The organism is Herbaspirillum sp. BH-1, from assembly GCF_002870055.1.
Lineage (GTDB): Bacteria > Pseudomonadota > Gammaproteobacteria > Burkholderiales > Burkholderiaceae_D > Herbaspirillum > Herbaspirillum frisingense.
This window is the reverse complement of record NZ_PKOI01000001.1, coordinates 172,008-188,843: the sequence shown is the minus strand read 5'-3', so window position 1 is coordinate 188,843 and position 16,836 is coordinate 172,008. Positions and strand designations below refer to the sequence as shown.

General features: G+C 63.6%; 16 protein-coding genes. 9 read left to right on the top strand and 7 right to left on the bottom strand.

What is annotated here, in order from left to right; translation table 11 throughout:
- Nucleotides 1–14: 14 nt before the first annotated feature.
- The 4 genes from HBH1_RS00895 to HBH1_RS00880 all read right to left on the bottom strand — a co-directional run bounded on the left by HBH1_RS00895 (nucleotide 15) and on the right by HBH1_RS00880 (nucleotide 3,618).
- A complete protein-coding gene (locus HBH1_RS00895) occupies nucleotides 15–1,178 on the bottom strand; it encodes an ABC transporter substrate-binding protein (RefSeq protein WP_102661223.1) in 1,164 nt (387 codons plus the stop codon).
- 96 nt (nucleotides 1,179–1,274) lie between these two features.
- Nucleotides 1,275–2,018, bottom strand: coding sequence for an SDR family NAD(P)-dependent oxidoreductase (locus HBH1_RS00890; protein ID WP_102661222.1), 744 nt, complete (start codon nucleotides 2,016–2,018; stop codon nucleotides 1,275–1,277).
- A 2-nt stretch (nucleotides 2,019–2,020) separates the two neighbouring features.
- On the bottom strand, nucleotides 2,021–2,392 hold the full coding sequence (locus tag HBH1_RS00885) for a hypothetical protein (protein ID WP_077237752.1): 372 nt from the start codon (nucleotides 2,390–2,392) through the stop codon (nucleotides 2,021–2,023).
- A 65-nt stretch (nucleotides 2,393–2,457) separates the two neighbouring features.
- Nucleotides 2,458–3,618 carry an acyl-CoA dehydrogenase family protein gene (locus tag HBH1_RS00880; protein WP_102661221.1) on the bottom strand — a complete coding sequence of 387 codons (1,161 nt, stop codon included), beginning with the start codon at nucleotides 3,616–3,618 and terminating at the stop codon, nucleotides 2,458–2,460.
- A 153-nt stretch (nucleotides 3,619–3,771) separates the two neighbouring features.
- Here HBH1_RS00880 and HBH1_RS00875 point away from each other — a divergent pair, with 153 nt between their 5' ends.
- Nucleotides 3,772–5,325 (top strand): PAS domain-containing sensor histidine kinase, encoded by a 1,554-nt coding sequence (locus HBH1_RS00875; RefSeq protein ID WP_102661220.1) that lies wholly within the window; start codon nucleotides 3,772–3,774, stop codon nucleotides 5,323–5,325.
- A 299-nt stretch (nucleotides 5,326–5,624) separates the two neighbouring features.
- Nucleotides 5,625–6,683 carry a porin gene (locus HBH1_RS00870; RefSeq protein WP_102661219.1) on the top strand — a complete coding sequence of 353 codons (1,059 nt, stop codon included), beginning with the start codon at nucleotides 5,625–5,627 and terminating at the stop codon, nucleotides 6,681–6,683.
- A 147-nt stretch (nucleotides 6,684–6,830) separates the two neighbouring features.
- Here HBH1_RS00870 and HBH1_RS00865 read toward each other — a convergent pair whose 3' ends face one another.
- Complete coding sequence (locus HBH1_RS00865) at nucleotides 6,831–7,760, bottom strand: LysR family transcriptional regulator (RefSeq protein ID WP_006463247.1); 930 nt, start codon at nucleotides 7,758–7,760, stop codon at nucleotides 6,831–6,833.
- A gap of 222 nt (nucleotides 7,761–7,982) precedes the next feature.
- On the opposite strand from HBH1_RS00865, the gene HBH1_RS25540 reads away from it, so the two are divergent.
- The 5 genes from HBH1_RS25540 to HBH1_RS00845 all read left to right on the top strand — a co-directional run bounded on the left by HBH1_RS25540 (nucleotide 7,983) and on the right by HBH1_RS00845 (nucleotide 12,185).
- Nucleotides 7,983–8,117: a hypothetical protein gene (locus tag HBH1_RS25540; protein WP_255411855.1), complete on the top strand. Its 135-nt coding sequence runs from the start codon at nucleotides 7,983–7,985 to the stop codon at nucleotides 8,115–8,117.
- Complete coding sequence (locus HBH1_RS00860) at nucleotides 8,114–9,277, top strand: amidase family protein (protein ID WP_102661218.1); 1,164 nt, start codon at nucleotides 8,114–8,116, stop codon at nucleotides 9,275–9,277. Before HBH1_RS25540 ends, HBH1_RS00860 begins: the two co-directional genes overlap by 4 nt.
- Nucleotides 9,278–9,355: 78 nt before the next feature.
- A complete protein-coding gene (locus HBH1_RS00855; RefSeq protein WP_102661217.1) occupies nucleotides 9,356–10,642 on the top strand; it encodes an aromatic ring-hydroxylating oxygenase subunit alpha in 1,287 nt (428 codons plus the stop codon).
- Between the two features lie 5 nt (nucleotides 10,643–10,647).
- On the top strand, nucleotides 10,648–11,148 hold the full coding sequence (locus HBH1_RS00850) for an aromatic-ring-hydroxylating dioxygenase subunit beta (protein WP_102661550.1): 501 nt from the start codon (nucleotides 10,648–10,650) through the stop codon (nucleotides 11,146–11,148).
- 68 nt (nucleotides 11,149–11,216) lie between these two features.
- Nucleotides 11,217–12,185, top strand: coding sequence for a PDR/VanB family oxidoreductase (locus tag HBH1_RS00845; RefSeq protein WP_102661216.1), 969 nt, complete (start codon nucleotides 11,217–11,219; stop codon nucleotides 12,183–12,185).
- Between the two features lie 448 nt (nucleotides 12,186–12,633).
- On the opposite strand, the gene hpaC is transcribed toward HBH1_RS00845, so the two are convergent.
- Nucleotides 12,634–13,209, bottom strand: coding sequence for a 4-hydroxyphenylacetate 3-monooxygenase, reductase component (gene hpaC / locus HBH1_RS00840; RefSeq protein WP_102661215.1), 576 nt, complete (start codon nucleotides 13,207–13,209; stop codon nucleotides 12,634–12,636).
- Between the two features lie 316 nt (nucleotides 13,210–13,525).
- Here hpaC and HBH1_RS00835 point away from each other — a divergent pair, with 316 nt between their 5' ends.
- Nucleotides 13,526–14,158, top strand: coding sequence for a response regulator transcription factor (locus tag HBH1_RS00835; RefSeq protein WP_180670179.1), 633 nt, complete (start codon nucleotides 13,526–13,528; stop codon nucleotides 14,156–14,158).
- A gap of 87 nt (nucleotides 14,159–14,245) precedes the next feature.
- Here HBH1_RS00835 and HBH1_RS00830 read toward each other — a convergent pair whose 3' ends face one another.
- Nucleotides 14,246–15,793: a methyl-accepting chemotaxis protein gene (locus HBH1_RS00830; protein WP_077237744.1), complete on the bottom strand. Its 1,548-nt coding sequence runs from the start codon at nucleotides 15,791–15,793 to the stop codon at nucleotides 14,246–14,248.
- 381 nt (nucleotides 15,794–16,174) lie between these two features.
- Here HBH1_RS00830 and HBH1_RS00825 point away from each other — a divergent pair, with 381 nt between their 5' ends.
- Entirely contained in the window at nucleotides 16,175–16,780 is a 606-nt protein-coding gene (locus HBH1_RS00825; RefSeq protein ID WP_102661214.1) for a nucleotidyltransferase family protein, read from the top strand.
- The last annotated feature ends 56 nt before the right edge of the window (nucleotides 16,781–16,836 follow it).

The window sequence follows — 16,836 nt, the reverse complement described above, 5'->3', positions numbered from 1 at the left end:
GTACGACGTGATTATTATTTGAGCAGGGTCCAGTTGCCGCCCTTGACGGTGATCAGCTCGCGGCCGCGTTCGTCGAAGCCGCTATGGTCGGCCGGGCTCATGTTGTAGACGCCCTGGGTACCCACCACTTCCTTGGTGTTTTCCAGTGCATCACGCAGGGCGGCGCGGAATTCCTTGCTGCCCGGCTTGGCTTTCTTGGCGGCCACGGGGATGGCCTTTTCCAGCAGCAGGCCGGCGTCATAGACGTTGGCGCCGAAGGTGGCGGGTACCGTGTTGTACATCTTCTTGTAGGCCTCGATGTATTCGGTGGCGACCTTCTTGGACGGGTTGCTGTCGGCGATCTCCGGCAGCACCAGCATCAGGCTGGCGGCGAGGATGGTGCCTTCCACCTTGTTCTTGCCCAGTTGCAGGAAGGCCGGCAGCGCCGCGCCGTGGGTCTGGTACAGCCGGCCCTTGTAGCCCTGGTCGAACAGCGTGGTCTGCGGCAGCACGGTGGCAGCGCCCGGGGCGGCCACCAGCACGGCATCCGGATTGGCGGCGATGATCTTCAGGGTCTGCGCGGTGACCGAGGTGTCGGTGCGCTGGTAGCGCTCGTTGGCGACGATCTTGATGCCATTCTTGCCGGCCAGTTCGGTGAAGACCTTGGCCCAGTTCTCGCCGAAGGGATCGTTGACGGCGATGAAGCCGGCGGTCTTGACCTTGGTCTTGACCATCTGGTCCACCAGGGCCTTGGCGATCAGGTCATCGTTCTGGGTGGTCTTGAAGACCCACTTCTTCGGTTCGGTCATCGGCAGCACCACGGCGGCCGTGCCGACCGGCGCCAGCATCGGCACCCCGGCTTCGGCGACAAACGAGATCACGCCCATGGCATTGGGCGAACCGCTGGGGCCGATGATGGCATCGACGTTGTATTCGGAAATGAGCTTCTTGATTTCGGTGACCGACTTGGTCGGATCACTGGCGTCGTCCAGCGAGATGTACTCGACCTTGAGGTCGCCGATCTTGGTGGGCAGCAGCGGCACCGTGTTCTTCTGCGGAATACCCACCAGCGAGACCGGCCCGGTGGAGGAGGTCACGACCCCGATCTTGACCTGTGCGAAAGCGGGATTGCCGGCGAGGCTGGCGATGGTACCGAAGGCGGCCAGCGCGGCCGTGGCAATCAAGCGTTTGTGCAGCATGTGTTTCTCCCTTGGTGGTTGAGATGATGGCGGGCTTCCCCACTCCGCCATCGATCTGAGGACAGCAATGTGACATCAAAGCAGGGGCGACGTCTGTCAACGCATGTACAGACCGCCGTTGATATCGAGGCAGGCACCGGTGGCCGATCCTGCTTCGGGCGAGGCCAGCAGCAGCACCGCATCGGCAATGAAATCCGGTTCGCCGAGGGTCTTGACCGGGATGGTGGCGATGGTCGCAGCCAGTTTGTCGGCCGGGACGATTTCACGCACGATGGGCAGGTCCAGCGGACCGGGCGAGATGGCGTTCACCGTCACGCCGGCCCCGGCCAGCTCACGTGCAAACACCTTGGTCAGCGTGAGCACGGCGCCCTTGGCGGCCGCATAGTGCGCGCCGGTGGCGGTACCGCCGTTCTGCCCGGCCAGCGAGGCGATGTTGATGATGCGACCGTAGCCACGCTCGGCGAAGCGCTTGCCGAACACCTGGCATGCAAGAAATGTGCCCTTCATGTTGATGGCGGTGACCTCGTCCCACTCCTCGGGAGTGATCTCCATCAGTGCCGCCACGCGCGAGCGGCCGGCATTGTTGACCAGCACCGCCGCGCCGCCCCAGCGCAATTCGATGGCGTCGCAGGCAGCGATGAAGTCGGGCTTGCGCCGCACGTCCAGCGCCAGCGGCATGGCCGTGGCACCGCTGGCGTCCAGGCTGGCAGCCACGGCCGAGACGTGCTCCAGATCGATATCCGACAGCGCCACCTTGTAGCCGGCGGCGTGCATCTTGCGGGCGATGCTTTCACCGAGGCCGCGCGCGGCACCGGTGACCAGGGCAATCTTCTTGTCCATGCTCAGGCGCCCTGGATGATCAGTGCACGGCCCACGCGGGCTTCGATCTTGCCGTACTTCCAGAGGCGATGTTCACCCACCATGGTGGTGCGGAACAGGTTGCAGGCGGCCACCACCGTATCCAGGTCGGCCACGTCGGCCATGATGTAGAAGGTCCAGGGCGCGTCGTCGGACTTGCCGACCATGAGGCGGTCGTCATCCATGGTGCCCAATACCTTGATGCCCTCCATGGTGGCCAGCGCGGTCATCATCTGGCCATAGGCTTGCCAGACCGGACCGGTATCGGTGGCGGGCAGGTCGAAGAAGTTCTGCGTCACGCCGACGCAGAAGAGGACGCGCAGCGGTTCTTTATCATTGCTTGGGATTTGGCTCATGGAGGCTCCGGGCTGAAAACTTGGCGATCAAAAAATGGCGTATGCAACAGGGGCAAGGGTGGGCTTCACAGGAAACCCGGCATCGGCGGCACGCCCAGCGTGACCGCACCGGCGCCGTCATAGATGCCCTCGCCCAGGAAGGCGTGCTGCTTGACCACGGCGGCGTCGCGCAGGTAACGCTGCAAGGGATGGTTGCTGTAGATGGCGGTGGTCCCGGCCAGCCCGAACATGGCTTGCACCACTTCATTGCCGACCCTGGCGATCTCTACTGCGGTCAGGCGCAGCAGGCTCACCTGTTCGGGCGTGACGGGATTGCCGGCGAGGATGGATTCCCACACCTCGCTGGTGGCGTCATACAGGAAGGCACGTGCCGAACGCAGCCTGGCTTCGGCCTTGGCCACCTCGATGCGCACATAGGAACGGTCGGCCAGCTTGGGCGCGCCGGTGATGGCCACGCGGCCACCGGACATCTGGTTGATCTCGTCGATGGCGGCACGGCCCACGCCGAGGTTGACCACTGCCAGCACCTGTGCGGCATAGGCGATGGTGGGATAGCGGTACAGCGGCTCGTCGATGGTGGGCACGCCGCCACGGATGAAGGTCCACTCTTCCGGCACGAATTGCTGGCTGACCTTGAGGTCGTGGCTGCCGGTGCCGAGCAGGCCCATGACGTCCCAGTTGTCGACGATCTCGACCTGGTCCGGCGGCAGCACCGCGGTGCGCGGCTTGGAGCCGGCCTGGCCGGGGACGGCCGCGCCGATGCCCACGCCCAGCATGTCGGCGCCCTTGCTGCCGCTGGCGAACTTCCAGGTGCCGTTGACCATCCAGCCGCCCTCGACCTGGGTCGCCGGCTGGATCGGAAACAGGCCACCGGCAAAGGTCAGGTCGGGGCTGTTGGCGTAGAGCTTGGCCTGGGTGTCCTTGGGCAGGGCCGCCAGATAGACCGAGGCCGAGCCGAAGCTGGCGACCCAGCCGACCGAGCCATCGGCTTCGGAAATACGTTCCACCAGCTGCAGGAAGGCCATCGGCGTCATGCCGCTGCCACCGAAGCATTGCGGGGTGGCGGCGCGATAGACACCGACCTTCTTCAACTGCGCGATGAAATCCTTGGGCACGAAACGCTGGGCCGCGAACTCATCGCGGCGTGCGCGGATCTCCGCCAGCAGCGGCGTGAGCGCGTCTTCTTCACGGGCCGCCAGCGCGGCCGGGTTTTCCATCACGGACATTGCATTCTCCAGGTGGCTTGCATCAGAATGAAGTCGAGTGTAGGGAGCGGCGTTTCCCGGTTCAATCGGGACCGCTGCAGCTTTTTTAGGGGATGAGGAGAAGGCCGCTAAAGAAAACCCCTAGAGATCACCCCGATGACCAGCGAGAGAACGATGCCAGACCACCCTGCTCCCACGCCACAGGACAGCGCACAGGACGACGCCATCCGCTTCGGCCTGGATGACTTCCGTCGCATGATGGATGCGCTGCCCATGTGCATCATCCTGCACGACGCCCAGACCAAGTCCATCCTCTGGGCCAATCCCTCGGCCTGCAAGGTGCTGGGCTTCACGCTGGAAGAGCTGCTGCCGCTGAAGGCACCCGACATGAGTCGCCAGTCGCACGAATACCGCCGCGAGATCGGCCGCAAGTGGCTGCACGACGCCGTGCTCCACGGCAGCAACATGGTCGAGTGGTGCTATCGCGCCAAGAACGGTGACGAGATCATGTCGGAGGCCATCGCCACCCTGGTGCCGCTGAACGAGCGTGACGTGATCATGGTGCAGTTCCGCGATATCGCCCGCGAGGAACAGATACGGCGCGAGATGAAGAAGCTGGAGAGCCGTCTCAAGGAATTCATGCAGGATTCCGACGAGGGGGTGGCGGTACTGCGCGCCGATGGTGGCATCGAATACCTGAGCGATGCCGGGCGCAAGCTGCTGGGGGTGCGACCGGGCCAGAACCCGCCCAAGAATTTTGTCGAGCAGTGCCTGCCGGAATCACGCGATGAACTGCTGGAACTGCTGACCCTGGCGCTGCCGGACGCGATCAGCTTCCCGCTGCGCTACCAGGTGGTGCGCAAGGATGGGCTGGTGCGCTGGCACCATGCGGTATGCCGCTATATCGAGATCGAGAACGACCTCAAAGGCCATCTGCTGCACTTTCGCGACATCACCGAGCAGGTCGAGGCCGAGGAGGCCCGGCGGCGCGACCAGGCCGCCCTGGAATACCTGGCCCGGCACAATGCCATGGGCGAGATGGCCACCGCGATTGCCCACGAACTGTCGCAGCCGCTGGCGGCGATCCGCAACTTCCTCGAAGGTTCGGTGCTGCGCCTGCAGCAGAACGAGGCCCTGCGCCCGCATGCCGGGCAGATCGTCTGGGGCCTGGAGAGCGCCGGCCGCCAGGTCGATCACGCCGCCACCATCATCAAGAGCGTGCGCGAATACGTGGTACGGCTGGAACAGAGCGAAGCCCTGATCGACCTCAACGCGGTGCTGGAGGAAGTGCGCTGGTTCATCGAGATGAAGGCCGCCGAGGGCAAGGTGCATCTGCAATTCGCGCCCTGCGAGGAGCCGCTGATGGTCAGCTGCGAAAAGGTCCTGATCGGCCAGGTGGTCCTGAACCTGGCCTTCAATGCCATCGAAGAAATGGTCGAGTTTCCGGAAGGTGCCAGGCACGTGCGCATCAGTACCCGGCGCAGCGCCGGCAATGCGCTGCTGACGGTGGCCGACGAAGGGCGCGGCATCGATGCCGGCCATCGCGAGCGGCTGTTCGATGGCTTCTTCTCCTCCAAGGTCAGCGGCAATGGCATCGGCCTGGCGCTGTGCAAGAACATCATTGCCCGCCATCGCGGCGATATCTGGGCGCAGCCCGGGGAAGTCGACGGCGAAGTGCGCGGGACGCGCTTCTGTTTCACGCTTCCGTTGGCCGAACACCACAACTAAAGATTCCTTTATGCCCGCCCACCGGCGCGCCGCATTGGTGATCGGGCGCACTTGCATGGGGAGGCCATGCATGAATCGGCCATGAAAGTGGTATTTCATGCACCGGATTCGAGAGTGCACCGCTTATCGGCGCCATGCATGAATCGGGCTTATTCCATCTATCCGGCGCATCAATTTGATCTCGCGCAAAAGCGCTTCCTATGATGGGGGCACATGACGAAATGTCATGCACTCCACCGGTCCTCGTTCAGGGACGAGACCGCGACATCACACAGCAACACCACAGGGAGCCTTGTCACATGAAGAAGAAACTACTGGTCGCCGCCATGCTCGCGGCCGGCACGGGGATGGCGCATGCGCAGAGCAGCGTCTCCATCTACGGCCTGATCGATCTGGGTCTGACCTATTACTCCAACGCGGTCAAGACCGGCGGCGGTGGCGCTTCGCTGCTGCGCATGGATAGCGGCATCGCCCAGGGCAGCCGCATCGGCTTCAAGGGGACCGAAGACCTGGGTGGTGGCCTCAACGCCTTCTTCACCCTGGAAACCGGCTTCGGCGCCGATGACGGTAGCCTGGGCCAGGGCGGCCTGCTGTTCGGTCGCCAGTCCTTCGTCGGCCTGGGCAGCAAGGACTGGGGCTCGGTCAGCGTGGGTCGCCAATACGACTTCATGGCCAACCTCGGCGGCCAGTACGCCATGGGCGCACTGTCGCCGGCCGGTTCCTTCGGCTGGGGCCTGCACGCCGATGCGGCGCACGGCACGGCATTGAACAACCACATCTATGCCGGTGACCGTACCAACAACTCGATCAAGTACAACAGCGCCAAGTACAGCGGCTTCAGCTTCGGTGCCATGTACGGCTTCGGCGAAGTGGCGGGCGACAACACCGCCAACCGCACCCTGAGCGCCACCGGCCAGTACGACAACGGTCCCTTCAGCAGCGCCCTGGCCTACACCGACATCAAGAACGCCACCGGCACCGCCTCGACTCGCATGTACGGTCTCGGCGCGCGCTACCAGATCGGCGCCTTCACGCCCTTCGGCGTGATCACCCAGGTCAAGAACACCGGTACCAACGCCAAGGCCACTACCTATGAACTGGGTACGGTCTATGCATTGACGGCGCTGTGGGACCTGGCGGCTGCCTACCAGTTCCAGAAACGCAACCAAGGCGTGGGCAATGCCCAGGCGCTGGTGGCCACGGTCGACTACAAGATCTCCAAGCGTACCGACCTGTACCTGGGCGCTGTCTATGACCGCGACAAGGGCTACAACGCCTATCCGGTCTTCGGCGGCGGCATCCAGTCCTCGACCGGCAACCAGACCGGCGTGCGACTGGGCATGCGTCATCGCTTCTGAGTCACGCCACGCTATTGATGGCTTGAGGAAGGGAGGGCCGCTGCCGACATCCGGCGGTCCTCCCGCACGCAGGAGAGAACGGCCCGTCGCTCTGGCGGGCCTTCTGCATTACGGCGTTATGCCGAGGTATCCGCGGTATCGGCAGCTTCAGCTGCTGCGGCCGTAGCTCTGCAGCATGTCGATGACGATCTGGCGCAGCCAGCCGTTGCCGGCATCGGCGTCGAAGGCCTGGTGCCAGTGCAGGGTGATGTCCACGGTGGGCAGCTTCACCGGCAGTTCGTAGGAGAGGAAGACGTCCGGATGTTCGCTATGGAACAGCTTGGCGATGCGCGCCGGCACGGTGGCCACCAGATCGGATTTGCCGAGGATGCGCGGCAGCACCGTGAAGTGCGGAATGGACAGGTTGATCTTGCGCTGCACGCCCAGGGTGCGGAAGGAATTCTCGACCTGATGGTGGCTGCTTTCGGCCGACTCCACCAGCACGTGCGAGAGCGCCAGGAATTCGTCCAGCTCCAGATGATCGCGTGCGGGCAGGCCTTCACGCCGACGCATCATGCAGACATAGGTTTCGCGGAACAGCAGTTCATGGCAGGTCACCGCCTTCAGGGCCGGCAGGTTGCCGAAGGCGAAGTCGAGCTGACCGGTACGCAGTGCCTCTTCCAGATGGGCCGGGGGCACCTGCTCCACCTGCAGCCGGGTATGCGGTGCCTGGGCCGTCAACAGTTCGCACAGTTGCGGCAGGAACATCATTTCGGCGACGTCGGTCATGGAGGCGCGAAACACCCGGGTGCTGGCGGCGGGATCGAAGCGCTCGGTATAACGCAGCGCATCCTGCACCGCCTGCAGGGCGCGATTGATGGGCTTGGACAGTTCCACCGCGGCCGGGGTGGGTTGCATGCCCTCCTTGGTGCGGATGAACAGCGGGTCATCGAAGATCTGCCGCAGCCGCCCCAGCGCATAGCTCACGGCCGGCTGCGACAGGTGCAGGCGATTGCCGGCCAGGGTCAGGCTGCGCTCATCGGCGATGGCCTGGAAGACCCGCAGCAGGTTCAGGTCCATGTTGTTGAAGGTAGCCATGGCAGTCTCCGGTGTAGCCCGTGAGGGCAGAAAAACGCGAATGAACGTGCAGTGGCAGGCGACCGACAAATATCCATGCCACTTATGTGAAAAATATTTTACATCAATTTGATCTATTTTAAGGCGACTTTTAAAATGCATCGCATCAGCCAAGGAAACCGCCTGCATCCAGCGCCCGACGACCATCGTCAGCCTGCACGGCACCATTTGAATGGATGCACCATGACACCTCAGCCAGCCGCTTCTCAGCCCGCTTCTCAGCCCGCATGCCAGCCCCTGCGCAAGCGCACCGGCAATGCCGCCCTGGCGGTCCTGCAGCAGCAGGCCGCCATTGCCTGCCTGGGAGCGGCGGGATGAGCGAGCGCACCGTACCCGGCACCGGCCACGCCCTGCTCTCGCGCTTTCATCTGGGCGGCAGCGGCCCCACGGTCGCCATCAAGGATTGCATCGACATCGCCGGCCAGCCCACCTGTGGCGGCAGTGCCGCCCTGGCCGACGCACCGCCGGCGGCGCGCCACGCCGAGGTCGTGCAGCGACTGCTGGACGACGGCTGGCAGATCACGGCCCGCGCCAACATGCATGAGCTGGCCTATGGCATGACCGGCATCAATGACTGGAACGGCACAGCGGTCAATCCGCAGGATGCGACCCGCATGACCGGTGGTTCTTCCAGCGGTTCGGCCTCGGCGGTCGGCGCCGGCCTGGTGGACCTGTCCATCGGTAGCGACACCGGTGGCTCGATCCGCCTGCCCGCTGCCTGCTGCGGCGTGACCGGTTTCAAACCCAGCTTCGGCCGCGTCAGCCGCGCCGGCGCCTATCCCGTCCACAGCACCCTGGATTGCGTGGGACCATTTGCCCGCAGCATGGACCTGATCATCAGCGCCATGGCCAGCATCGCCCCCGGCTTCGACCGTGAAGCGGCACAGGCGCCGGCCGCCGATGCCCGCGTGAGACTGGTGACGGTACAGGCCGATGCCGACATCGCCGCCGCCGTGCAGGCCGCCTTTGCCGCCAGCGGCTGGCGCGGCACACCCTGGACGTCGCAGCATATGCAGGCCGCCTTCGAGGCCGGCATGACCCTCATCAACCGCGAGACCCATGCCGCCTTCGGCCACCTGCTGGGCCGCGGCAAACTGGGGGCCGATATCGAGAAACGCCTGTCGGCCGCCGCCACCACCAGCGATGCCGCAGTGGCCCATGCCGAAGAAGTGCGTGCCGCCTTCAGCACCGAAGTCGACGCCGCCCTGGCCGATGCCGACGCCCTGCTGCTGCCCACCCTGCCGGCCCTGCCACCGACGCTGGAGGCCATTGCGCAAGGTGCCTCGGTGCTGACGCTGTCCTCGCTGGTGCGCCCGTTCAACCTGTCCGGCCATCCGGCACTGACGATTCCCGTCCCGATTGCCGGCAGCCCGCTCAAGGCCGGCCTGCAACTGGTCGGCCGCAAGGGCGAGGACGAACGCATCTGTGCCCTCGGCCTGCACCTGGAACAGGTATTGCGACGACATGTCACCGCATGAACACACCATGAGCAGCAAGACCCGCGCCCGCGACGATCAACACCGACAACGACTGCAAGCAAGCCACTGGAGAACGCAATGAACGCACCACTACGCTTCCACCCGCGCAAGACCGAGTCATCCCATGCCGATCTGGTACAGGATGCGATGGTCGATCCGGCGCTCTATACCGACCCCGCCATCTTCGAAGCCGAGATGGACAAGATCTTCTACAAGACCTGGATCTGGGTCGGCCATGAAAGCGAGATCAAGAACCCGGGCGACTTCAAGACCGCACAGATCGGCCGCCAGCCGGTGATCGTGGTGCGCGACAAGACCGGCAAGATCAACGTGCTGGAAAACCGCTGCCGCCATCGCGGCGCCACCGTCTGCGAAAAGCACAAGGGCAATGCCACCGGCTTCACCTGCCCCTATCACAGCTGGTCCTATGCCCTGGACGGCAAGCTGCGCGGCCTGCCCTATCCGGAAGGCTATGAAGACGTCATCGAGAAGGCCGACCTGCCGCTGCAGAGCCTGCGCGTGGACAGCTACAACGGCATGATCTTCGCCTCCTTCAACCAGGAAGTGGAACCGCTGTCGGACTTCCTGGGCCATGCCAAGAAGTGGATCGACCTGTTCATGAAGCAGGGTGCCGGCTTCCCCATCAAGGTGCAGGGTGAGCACAAGTTCAGCTTCAAGGGCAACTGGAAGATCCAGCTGGAAAACACCACCGACGGCTATCACTTCCCGGTGGTGCACAAGACCTTCCTGTCCTCGGTGGATGAAGAGACTTCCGAGATGCTCTCCTTCATGACCGACGATCAGTCCATCACCCGCTCGCTGGGCAATGGCCACAGCGTCATGATCATGGTGCCGGAACACGTGGACCTGGATGTCGACGATGGCAGCGAACAGCTGCAGGAGCGCTTCGCCCATGTCGTCGAGGAACTGTCCAGGACCATGCCGCCGGAACAGGTGCGCCGCATCGTGCGTTCGCTGCACGGCGCCGGCTTCAACCTGAATCTGTTCCCCAATGTGGCGATGTCGATGTCCTTCTTCCGCGTGCTGCATCCGGTGTCGGTGGGCGAGACCCAGATCCGCCACGTGGCCCTGGGCATGGACGGCGGCCCCGAGATTGCCAACCGCGAACGCCTGCGCATCCACGAACACTTCCAGGGCCCGTTCGGTTTCGGCAGCCCCGACGACGCCGAAGCCTGGGAGCGCGTGCAGAGCGGCTCGTACGCCGGTCGCAATGCACCGATCCTGGTCAACCGTGGCCTGAACCGCGAATGGGTGGACGACAACGGCGACAAGGTGTCGCACTCGACCGATGAAACCGGCATGCGCGAAGCCTATGCCATGTGGAAAAAGATGATGGAGAAGTGATCAACATGAGCCAACAAGACAACCTGCAAGGCATCCCCGCGCAAATGGCCCGGGCCATCGCCTTCATCTGGAAAGAGGCCGAACTGCTGGACCGCAAGGACTACGCCACCTGGCAGACCCTGTGGACCGACGACGGCTACTACGTGGTGCCGATCGACCAGGAGACCACCGATTTCGCGGCCACGCTGAACTACGCCTACGACAATGCCCACATGCGCAAGATCCGCATCGAGCGCCTGACCTCGGGCCACGCGATGTCGGCGGTGGATGCGGCCGCCACCGTGCGCACGGTCTCGCGCTTCGTGCCGGTGCACCTCTCGGACGAGCTGGTGGAAATCACCTCGGCCCAGGTGCTGGTGGGCTACAAGCGCCAGCAGCACACCCTGTTCGTGGCCAACGTCACGCACCGGCTGCGCTTCACGCCCCAGGGACCGAAGATCGAGCAGAAGGTGATCCGCCTGATCAACTCGATGGACAGCCTGAACGCCCTGGGCTTCCTGCTGTAAGTCCGGGCAGGCATCGCATATCGCATATTGCACATCGTCTCCAGGTAACCGAGTATTGGCACTGAAACATGAAACTGATCGTTGACCGTCTCACCGATGAAACCGGTGATATCCGTTCCTTCCGCCTGGTGCGTGCCGATGGCGCCCCGCTGCCGTCCTACGAGCCGGGGGCCCACATCGACATCACCGGGCCGACCGGGATCATGCGCCAATACTCGCTGTGCGGCCCCCTGGAAGACCAGTGCGGCTACACCATCGCCGTCAAGCGCGAGCCGGCATCACGGGGCGGTTCGGCCGCCCTGCACGATACCGTGCAAGTGGGCATGGAACTGGAAGTGGGTACGCCGCGCAACCTCTTCGCGCTGGATGCCGGCGCCCCCGAACACCTGCTCTTCGGCGCCGGCATCGGCGTCACCCCCCTGCTGGCGATGGCCTATCGCCTGTGGGCAGAACAAAAGCCCTTCACCCTGCACTACTTCGTGCGCGCCCGCGAGCATGCGGCCTTCGCCGATCTGCTGGAGACAGCACCCTTTGCGGCACGCGTGCGCTTCCACTACGCGGTCATGCCGGCGCAGATGGAGCACTACCTCAAGGCCTGCCTGGACGCCGGCAGCCCGCAAGCCCACGTCTACACCTGCGGCCCGGCACCCTTCATGGACGCGGTGGTCAAGTGCGCCGCCGCCAGCCGCAGCGACGACGCGATCCACCTGGAGCACTTCCAGGCGGTAGCCGCGCCGGTCTCCGGCACGGCCTCGGCTGCCGGTGGCGATGGCGCCTTCGAGGTGAAGCTGGCCAGCTCGGGCAAGGTGGTGCAGATTCCGGTGGGCATCCCCATCGTCGACATCCTGGCGCGCGAAGGCATCAGCATCGATACCTCCTGCCGCGAAGGCATCTGCGGGACGTGCGTGGTGCCGCTGCTGGAGGGCGAACCGGATCACCGCGACAATTGCCTCTCCAAGAAGGAGAAGGCGGCCAATGACCAGATCTGTACCTGCGTCTCACGCGCCAAATCGGGAATGCTGGTGCTCGACCTTTGAGACGGGACTAACACCACCTCCACCCGTTCGGACTGAGTAGCGGCAGCGCCGCGTATCGAAGACGCAGAGGTAGCCGCGCCTTCGATACGCCGCTACGCGGCTACTCAGTCCGAACGGTTTTCTTATGGTTTCCGGAGAAACGAATGCCGAAGAGAATGCTACCAACGACCAGATATGTACCTGCGTCTCACGCGCCAAATCGGGAATGCCGGTGCTCGACCTTTGAGACGGGACTAGGGCTGTGAACAGGCCCTAACACCACCTCCACCCGTTCGGACTGAGTAGCGGCAGCGCCGCGTATCGAAGACGCAGAGGTAGTCGTGCCTTCGATACGCCGCTACGCGGCTACTCAGTCCGAACGGTTTTTTTCATGGTCCCCGAAAAGACAAATGCCGTCCGGTGCAAACACGGACGGCATCATTTCGTGGGCGGGGACAAAAAGACGGGCCTACAAGGCCGTGCGCTTGACCTTGTGGAACAGCCGGTTGAAATAGATCAGGCTGTCCTTCTTTTCATTGACCTTGACCTCGGCCAGCTCGACGAACATCACCGAGTGGGTGCCAACCTCCTTGAACTCGCGGATGCGGCCCTGCAGCTTCACCAGCGCATCGGCCAGCACCGGCTGCCCCAGTTCACCCTGCTCTTCCCAGATGTCCCAGGCGAAGCGCTCCTCCATCGGCACCTTGGTGGCGCCCGAGAAATGCATGGCCAGTTGTTCCAGCTCATCCGAGAGCACGTTCACGCACAGCCGGCCGTTCTTCCTGAACACCTCATGCATGGCACTGCCGCGGTTGATGCAGACCAGGATGGTCGGTGGCGTGTCGGTGACCGAGCAGACCGCGCTGGCAGTGATGCCGCAACGGCCGCCCTCGCCATCGGTGGTGATGATGGACACCGCTGCCGGCAGATGGGCCATGGCATTGCGGAATTCCAGTTGCTCCGGCGCAAGCGCGGGACGGGTCGCGGCCGTCGGTGCGGACGTGGGTGGGGTCGAAGGTTCTTGTTGGACAGCATTGGCGCTCATGGAAACTCCCTGGTTTGCACGCCGATGATGCACGGCGCTCTATGACAGCAGGTTAAGACATGCCCCGGTTGCACACAATTCGTGCCACATGCCCGCGCCACAGGGGATTGCGGCTAAGCATCTAGGTAAAAATACCTAGATCGCCACCCTGGAGGGGGTGTTAAAGTGTCGCTGATCCCAAGAATTTCAGGCCTGTTTTTTGCATAAGTCAAAGCGTGCTGTTTTGATTTGTGCCGACCAGCCCAGCAAGAAATCGAGAGGGTCGGAAATAGCGCCGGTGCAAGCCGGCACCATTTTGACGAGACGAGGAGTAATGATGGAAACCAACCCGCCGGTGGTCTACATCGTTGATGATGACGAAGCCGTTCGCACGTCGCTGGCCTGGCTGCTGAGCTCGGTCAATATCCGTACCGAATGCTTCGATGGTCCGGAAGCCTTTCTCAAGGCCTACGACGCCAATAGCCTGTCCTGCCTGATCCTGGATGTGCGCATGCCGGAGATCAGCGGCTTCCAGCTGCAGGATCGGCTGAAGGAAATCGGTGCCGACATTCCCGTGATCTTCGTATCCGGACATGGCGACATTCCCATGTCGGTGCGCGCCTTGCACAATGGCGCCGTCGATTTCCTGGAAAAGCCCTACAACTCCCAGCAGATGCTCGAACGCATCCAGGTCACCCTGAAGAACGTGGCCGGCAACATGCAGGCCCGTGGTCGCCGCCAGCAACTGAAGGCGCGCCTGAAGACCCTGACCGTGCGTGAGCGCGAGATTCTGGAGAAGGTCATCATGGGCCAATCCAGCAAGCTCATCGCGCGCGACCTCAACATCAGTGTCAAGACGGTGGACGTGCATCGCGCCAGCGTCAAGGACAAGCTGGGCTGTCAGAGCACTGCCACGCTGGTGCGCGACGTACTGATGGATTTCGGGCCGGAATTTCTCAAGGCGGCCTGAGCCTCCCTGAATGATCTGAAATTGATCTGAACTACCGCGTAAAAGACTCACCGCTGGCGTGAACCCGCCAGCGATGACCATCTTTTGTCAGGCCGCCTGCAGGGCGAAGAAGGCCACCGCGCGTTTCAATTGCGCCGCCTGGTCTTCCAGCGACTTGGCTGCGGCCGCGGCCTGTTCCACCAGCGCCGCATTCTGCTGGGTCACGCCATCCATCTGGCCCACTGCCTGGTTGACCTGGTGGATGCCTTCGGCCTGTTCGCGGCTGGCGGTGCTGATCTCGCCCACCAGCGCGTGCGTGCCGCGCACGCTGTCCACCACTTCCTGCATGGTCTTGCCGGCTTTCTCCACCAGCTGGCTACCGGCACCGACCTTCTCCACCGAATCATCGATGAGTTGCTTGATTTCCTTGGCCGCCGAGGCCGAACGTTGCGCCAGGGCGCGCACTTCCGAGGCCACCACCGCGAAACCGCGTCCCTGCTCGCCGGCGCGAGCCGCTTCCACAGCAGCATTCAAGGCCAGGATATTGGTCTGGAAGGCGATGCCATCGATCACACCGATGATGTCCACGATCTTGCGCGAGGATTCGTTGATGTTGCCCATGGTGGCGATCAGTTCGTCCATCACCACCCCGCCCTGACCGGCGATCGATGCTGCCGAACGCACCAGATTGTCGGCCTGGCCGGCGTTCTCGGAATTGGTACGCACGCTGGAGGTCAGCTGTTCGATGGAGGCGGCGGTCTCTTCCAGTGCACCGGCCTGTTCCTCGGTACGGGCCGATAGGTCGAGGTTGCCGTTGGCGATTTCACCGGAGGCGATCGCAATGCTGTCGGCCCCGTGGCGCACCGTGGACACCACACCGTGCAGGCGCTCGCTCATGCCCTGCAGCGAGGCCACCAGTTGCCCCAGTTCGTCTTGTCCCACGCTCACGGCGCGCGAAGTCAGGTCGCCGGCCGCCACGCGCTGCGAGATCGCCAGCGCCGCATGTACAGGTCGGGTGATGCTGCGCGTGAGCAGCACCGCGAAAGCCACGCCGCACAGCAGGATCACCCCTTCCAGCACGGCGATCTGCCATTGGCTGCTGGCCGCATCCTGCTGGATCTGCGCGGAAATGTCGTCGATGCGGGCGCGTTCGAAGTCGAGCAAGGCCCGCATGGCGTTCTGGGTTCCGGTGGCAATGCCCATGTACTGCTGCTGATAGAGCTGCTCCACCTTGGCGGCATCACCCTGCTTCTTGGCCGCGTAGATTTCATCGCGCACCGTCAGGAACTGCTTGCGGGCGACATTGATGGCGGCGAACAGCTTCTTTTCATCGTCACTGGTCAGGAGTGCTTCGACGTCCTTCAGGGTCTGCGCCGATTCCTTGCTGGACGCGGCCGCCTCCTTGGCGAGGAAGGCCTCGAGTTCAGGATCGCGGCTCTTGACGACGGTAGTGGTGCGCTGGATGGCGATCAGCAGCAAGGTATTCCATTGCGACACCAGGCGTTCGGTGCGCAGCGGCACGTCCATCATCTGTTGGGTCTGCTGGGCCACGGTCTTCAGGCGCCAGATGCCCACCGCCGCCACCAGCATCGAAAATACCAGCACCACGGCAAAGCCTGCACCCAGGCGTGAGCCGATACGTTTGTTCTTGATCATTCTTGTTTCCATCCCTGCGCGTTGTTCTCGGCGCCCCGGATGATGGACCCTCGCTGCGCCCCATCCCAGCCGGCTTGCCCCCTGATGCCGACTTCGCAACACCGTCCCTGTACGGTACCTGCGTTACTGACATGCAACCGATTCTAGGAGCGCACTGCGTTGCCGACCATATCAAAATTAAGAATCCTGCCATGCCGATACGGCAACGATCTGACGCAAAGTGGCGGCCAGCATGAAAGGCATAGGACCGGCCCGTGGCAAGCTTGTCATTCGGATCACGTAAATTCCCCCTCCCCCGGCAGCTTCTGCATCACTGCAGCAACGGCAGGACAAACCTGGGCACAATAGCGGCTCCATCCGATTTCCCAAGGCCCTGCCGGCATGATTCCATCAAGCTCCCCCATCGCCGTACTGCTGGCCGCCGGCCGTGGCAGCCGTTTCAACGACCGCGAGGAAAAGCTGCTGCAGCCCTTCGTCCATCACGACGGCCGCCCCGGCATGGTCGCCACCGCCAGCGCAGCGGCGCTGCTGGAAGTCATGCCGGTGGTCGCCGTGGTACAGGGGCCGGGCGTGTTGGCCGATGCCCTGCGCGAGATGGGCTGCACGGTCTGCATGCTGCCCCCGGGCGATCCCCGAGAAATGAGCGCATCGCTGCGCCACGGGCTGCAACACAGCACGCAGGCATCAGGCTGGCTGATCGCGCTGGCCGACATGCCCCGGGTACGACCTGCCACCGTGGCGCGGCTGTGCGACGCGTTGGTCACCGGTGCGTCCATCGTGGCACCCGTGACGCAAGGTCGACGCGGCAACCCGGTGGGCTTCGGTTCAGCGCATCTGCCGGCGCTACTGGCCCTGCAGGGCGACCGAGGCGCACGGGGCCTGCTGGAAGCGCATCTGGTGACGGAGATCGAGGTGATGGATCAGGGGATCTTTGCCGATATCGATACGCGGGAAGACCTGGAGCGCATGCGCGACCATTCGAAATAGCAAAGATCTTCGCTGCGCTTTTCATTCAAAAGGCCCATTTCAACATTTGCTGAAAG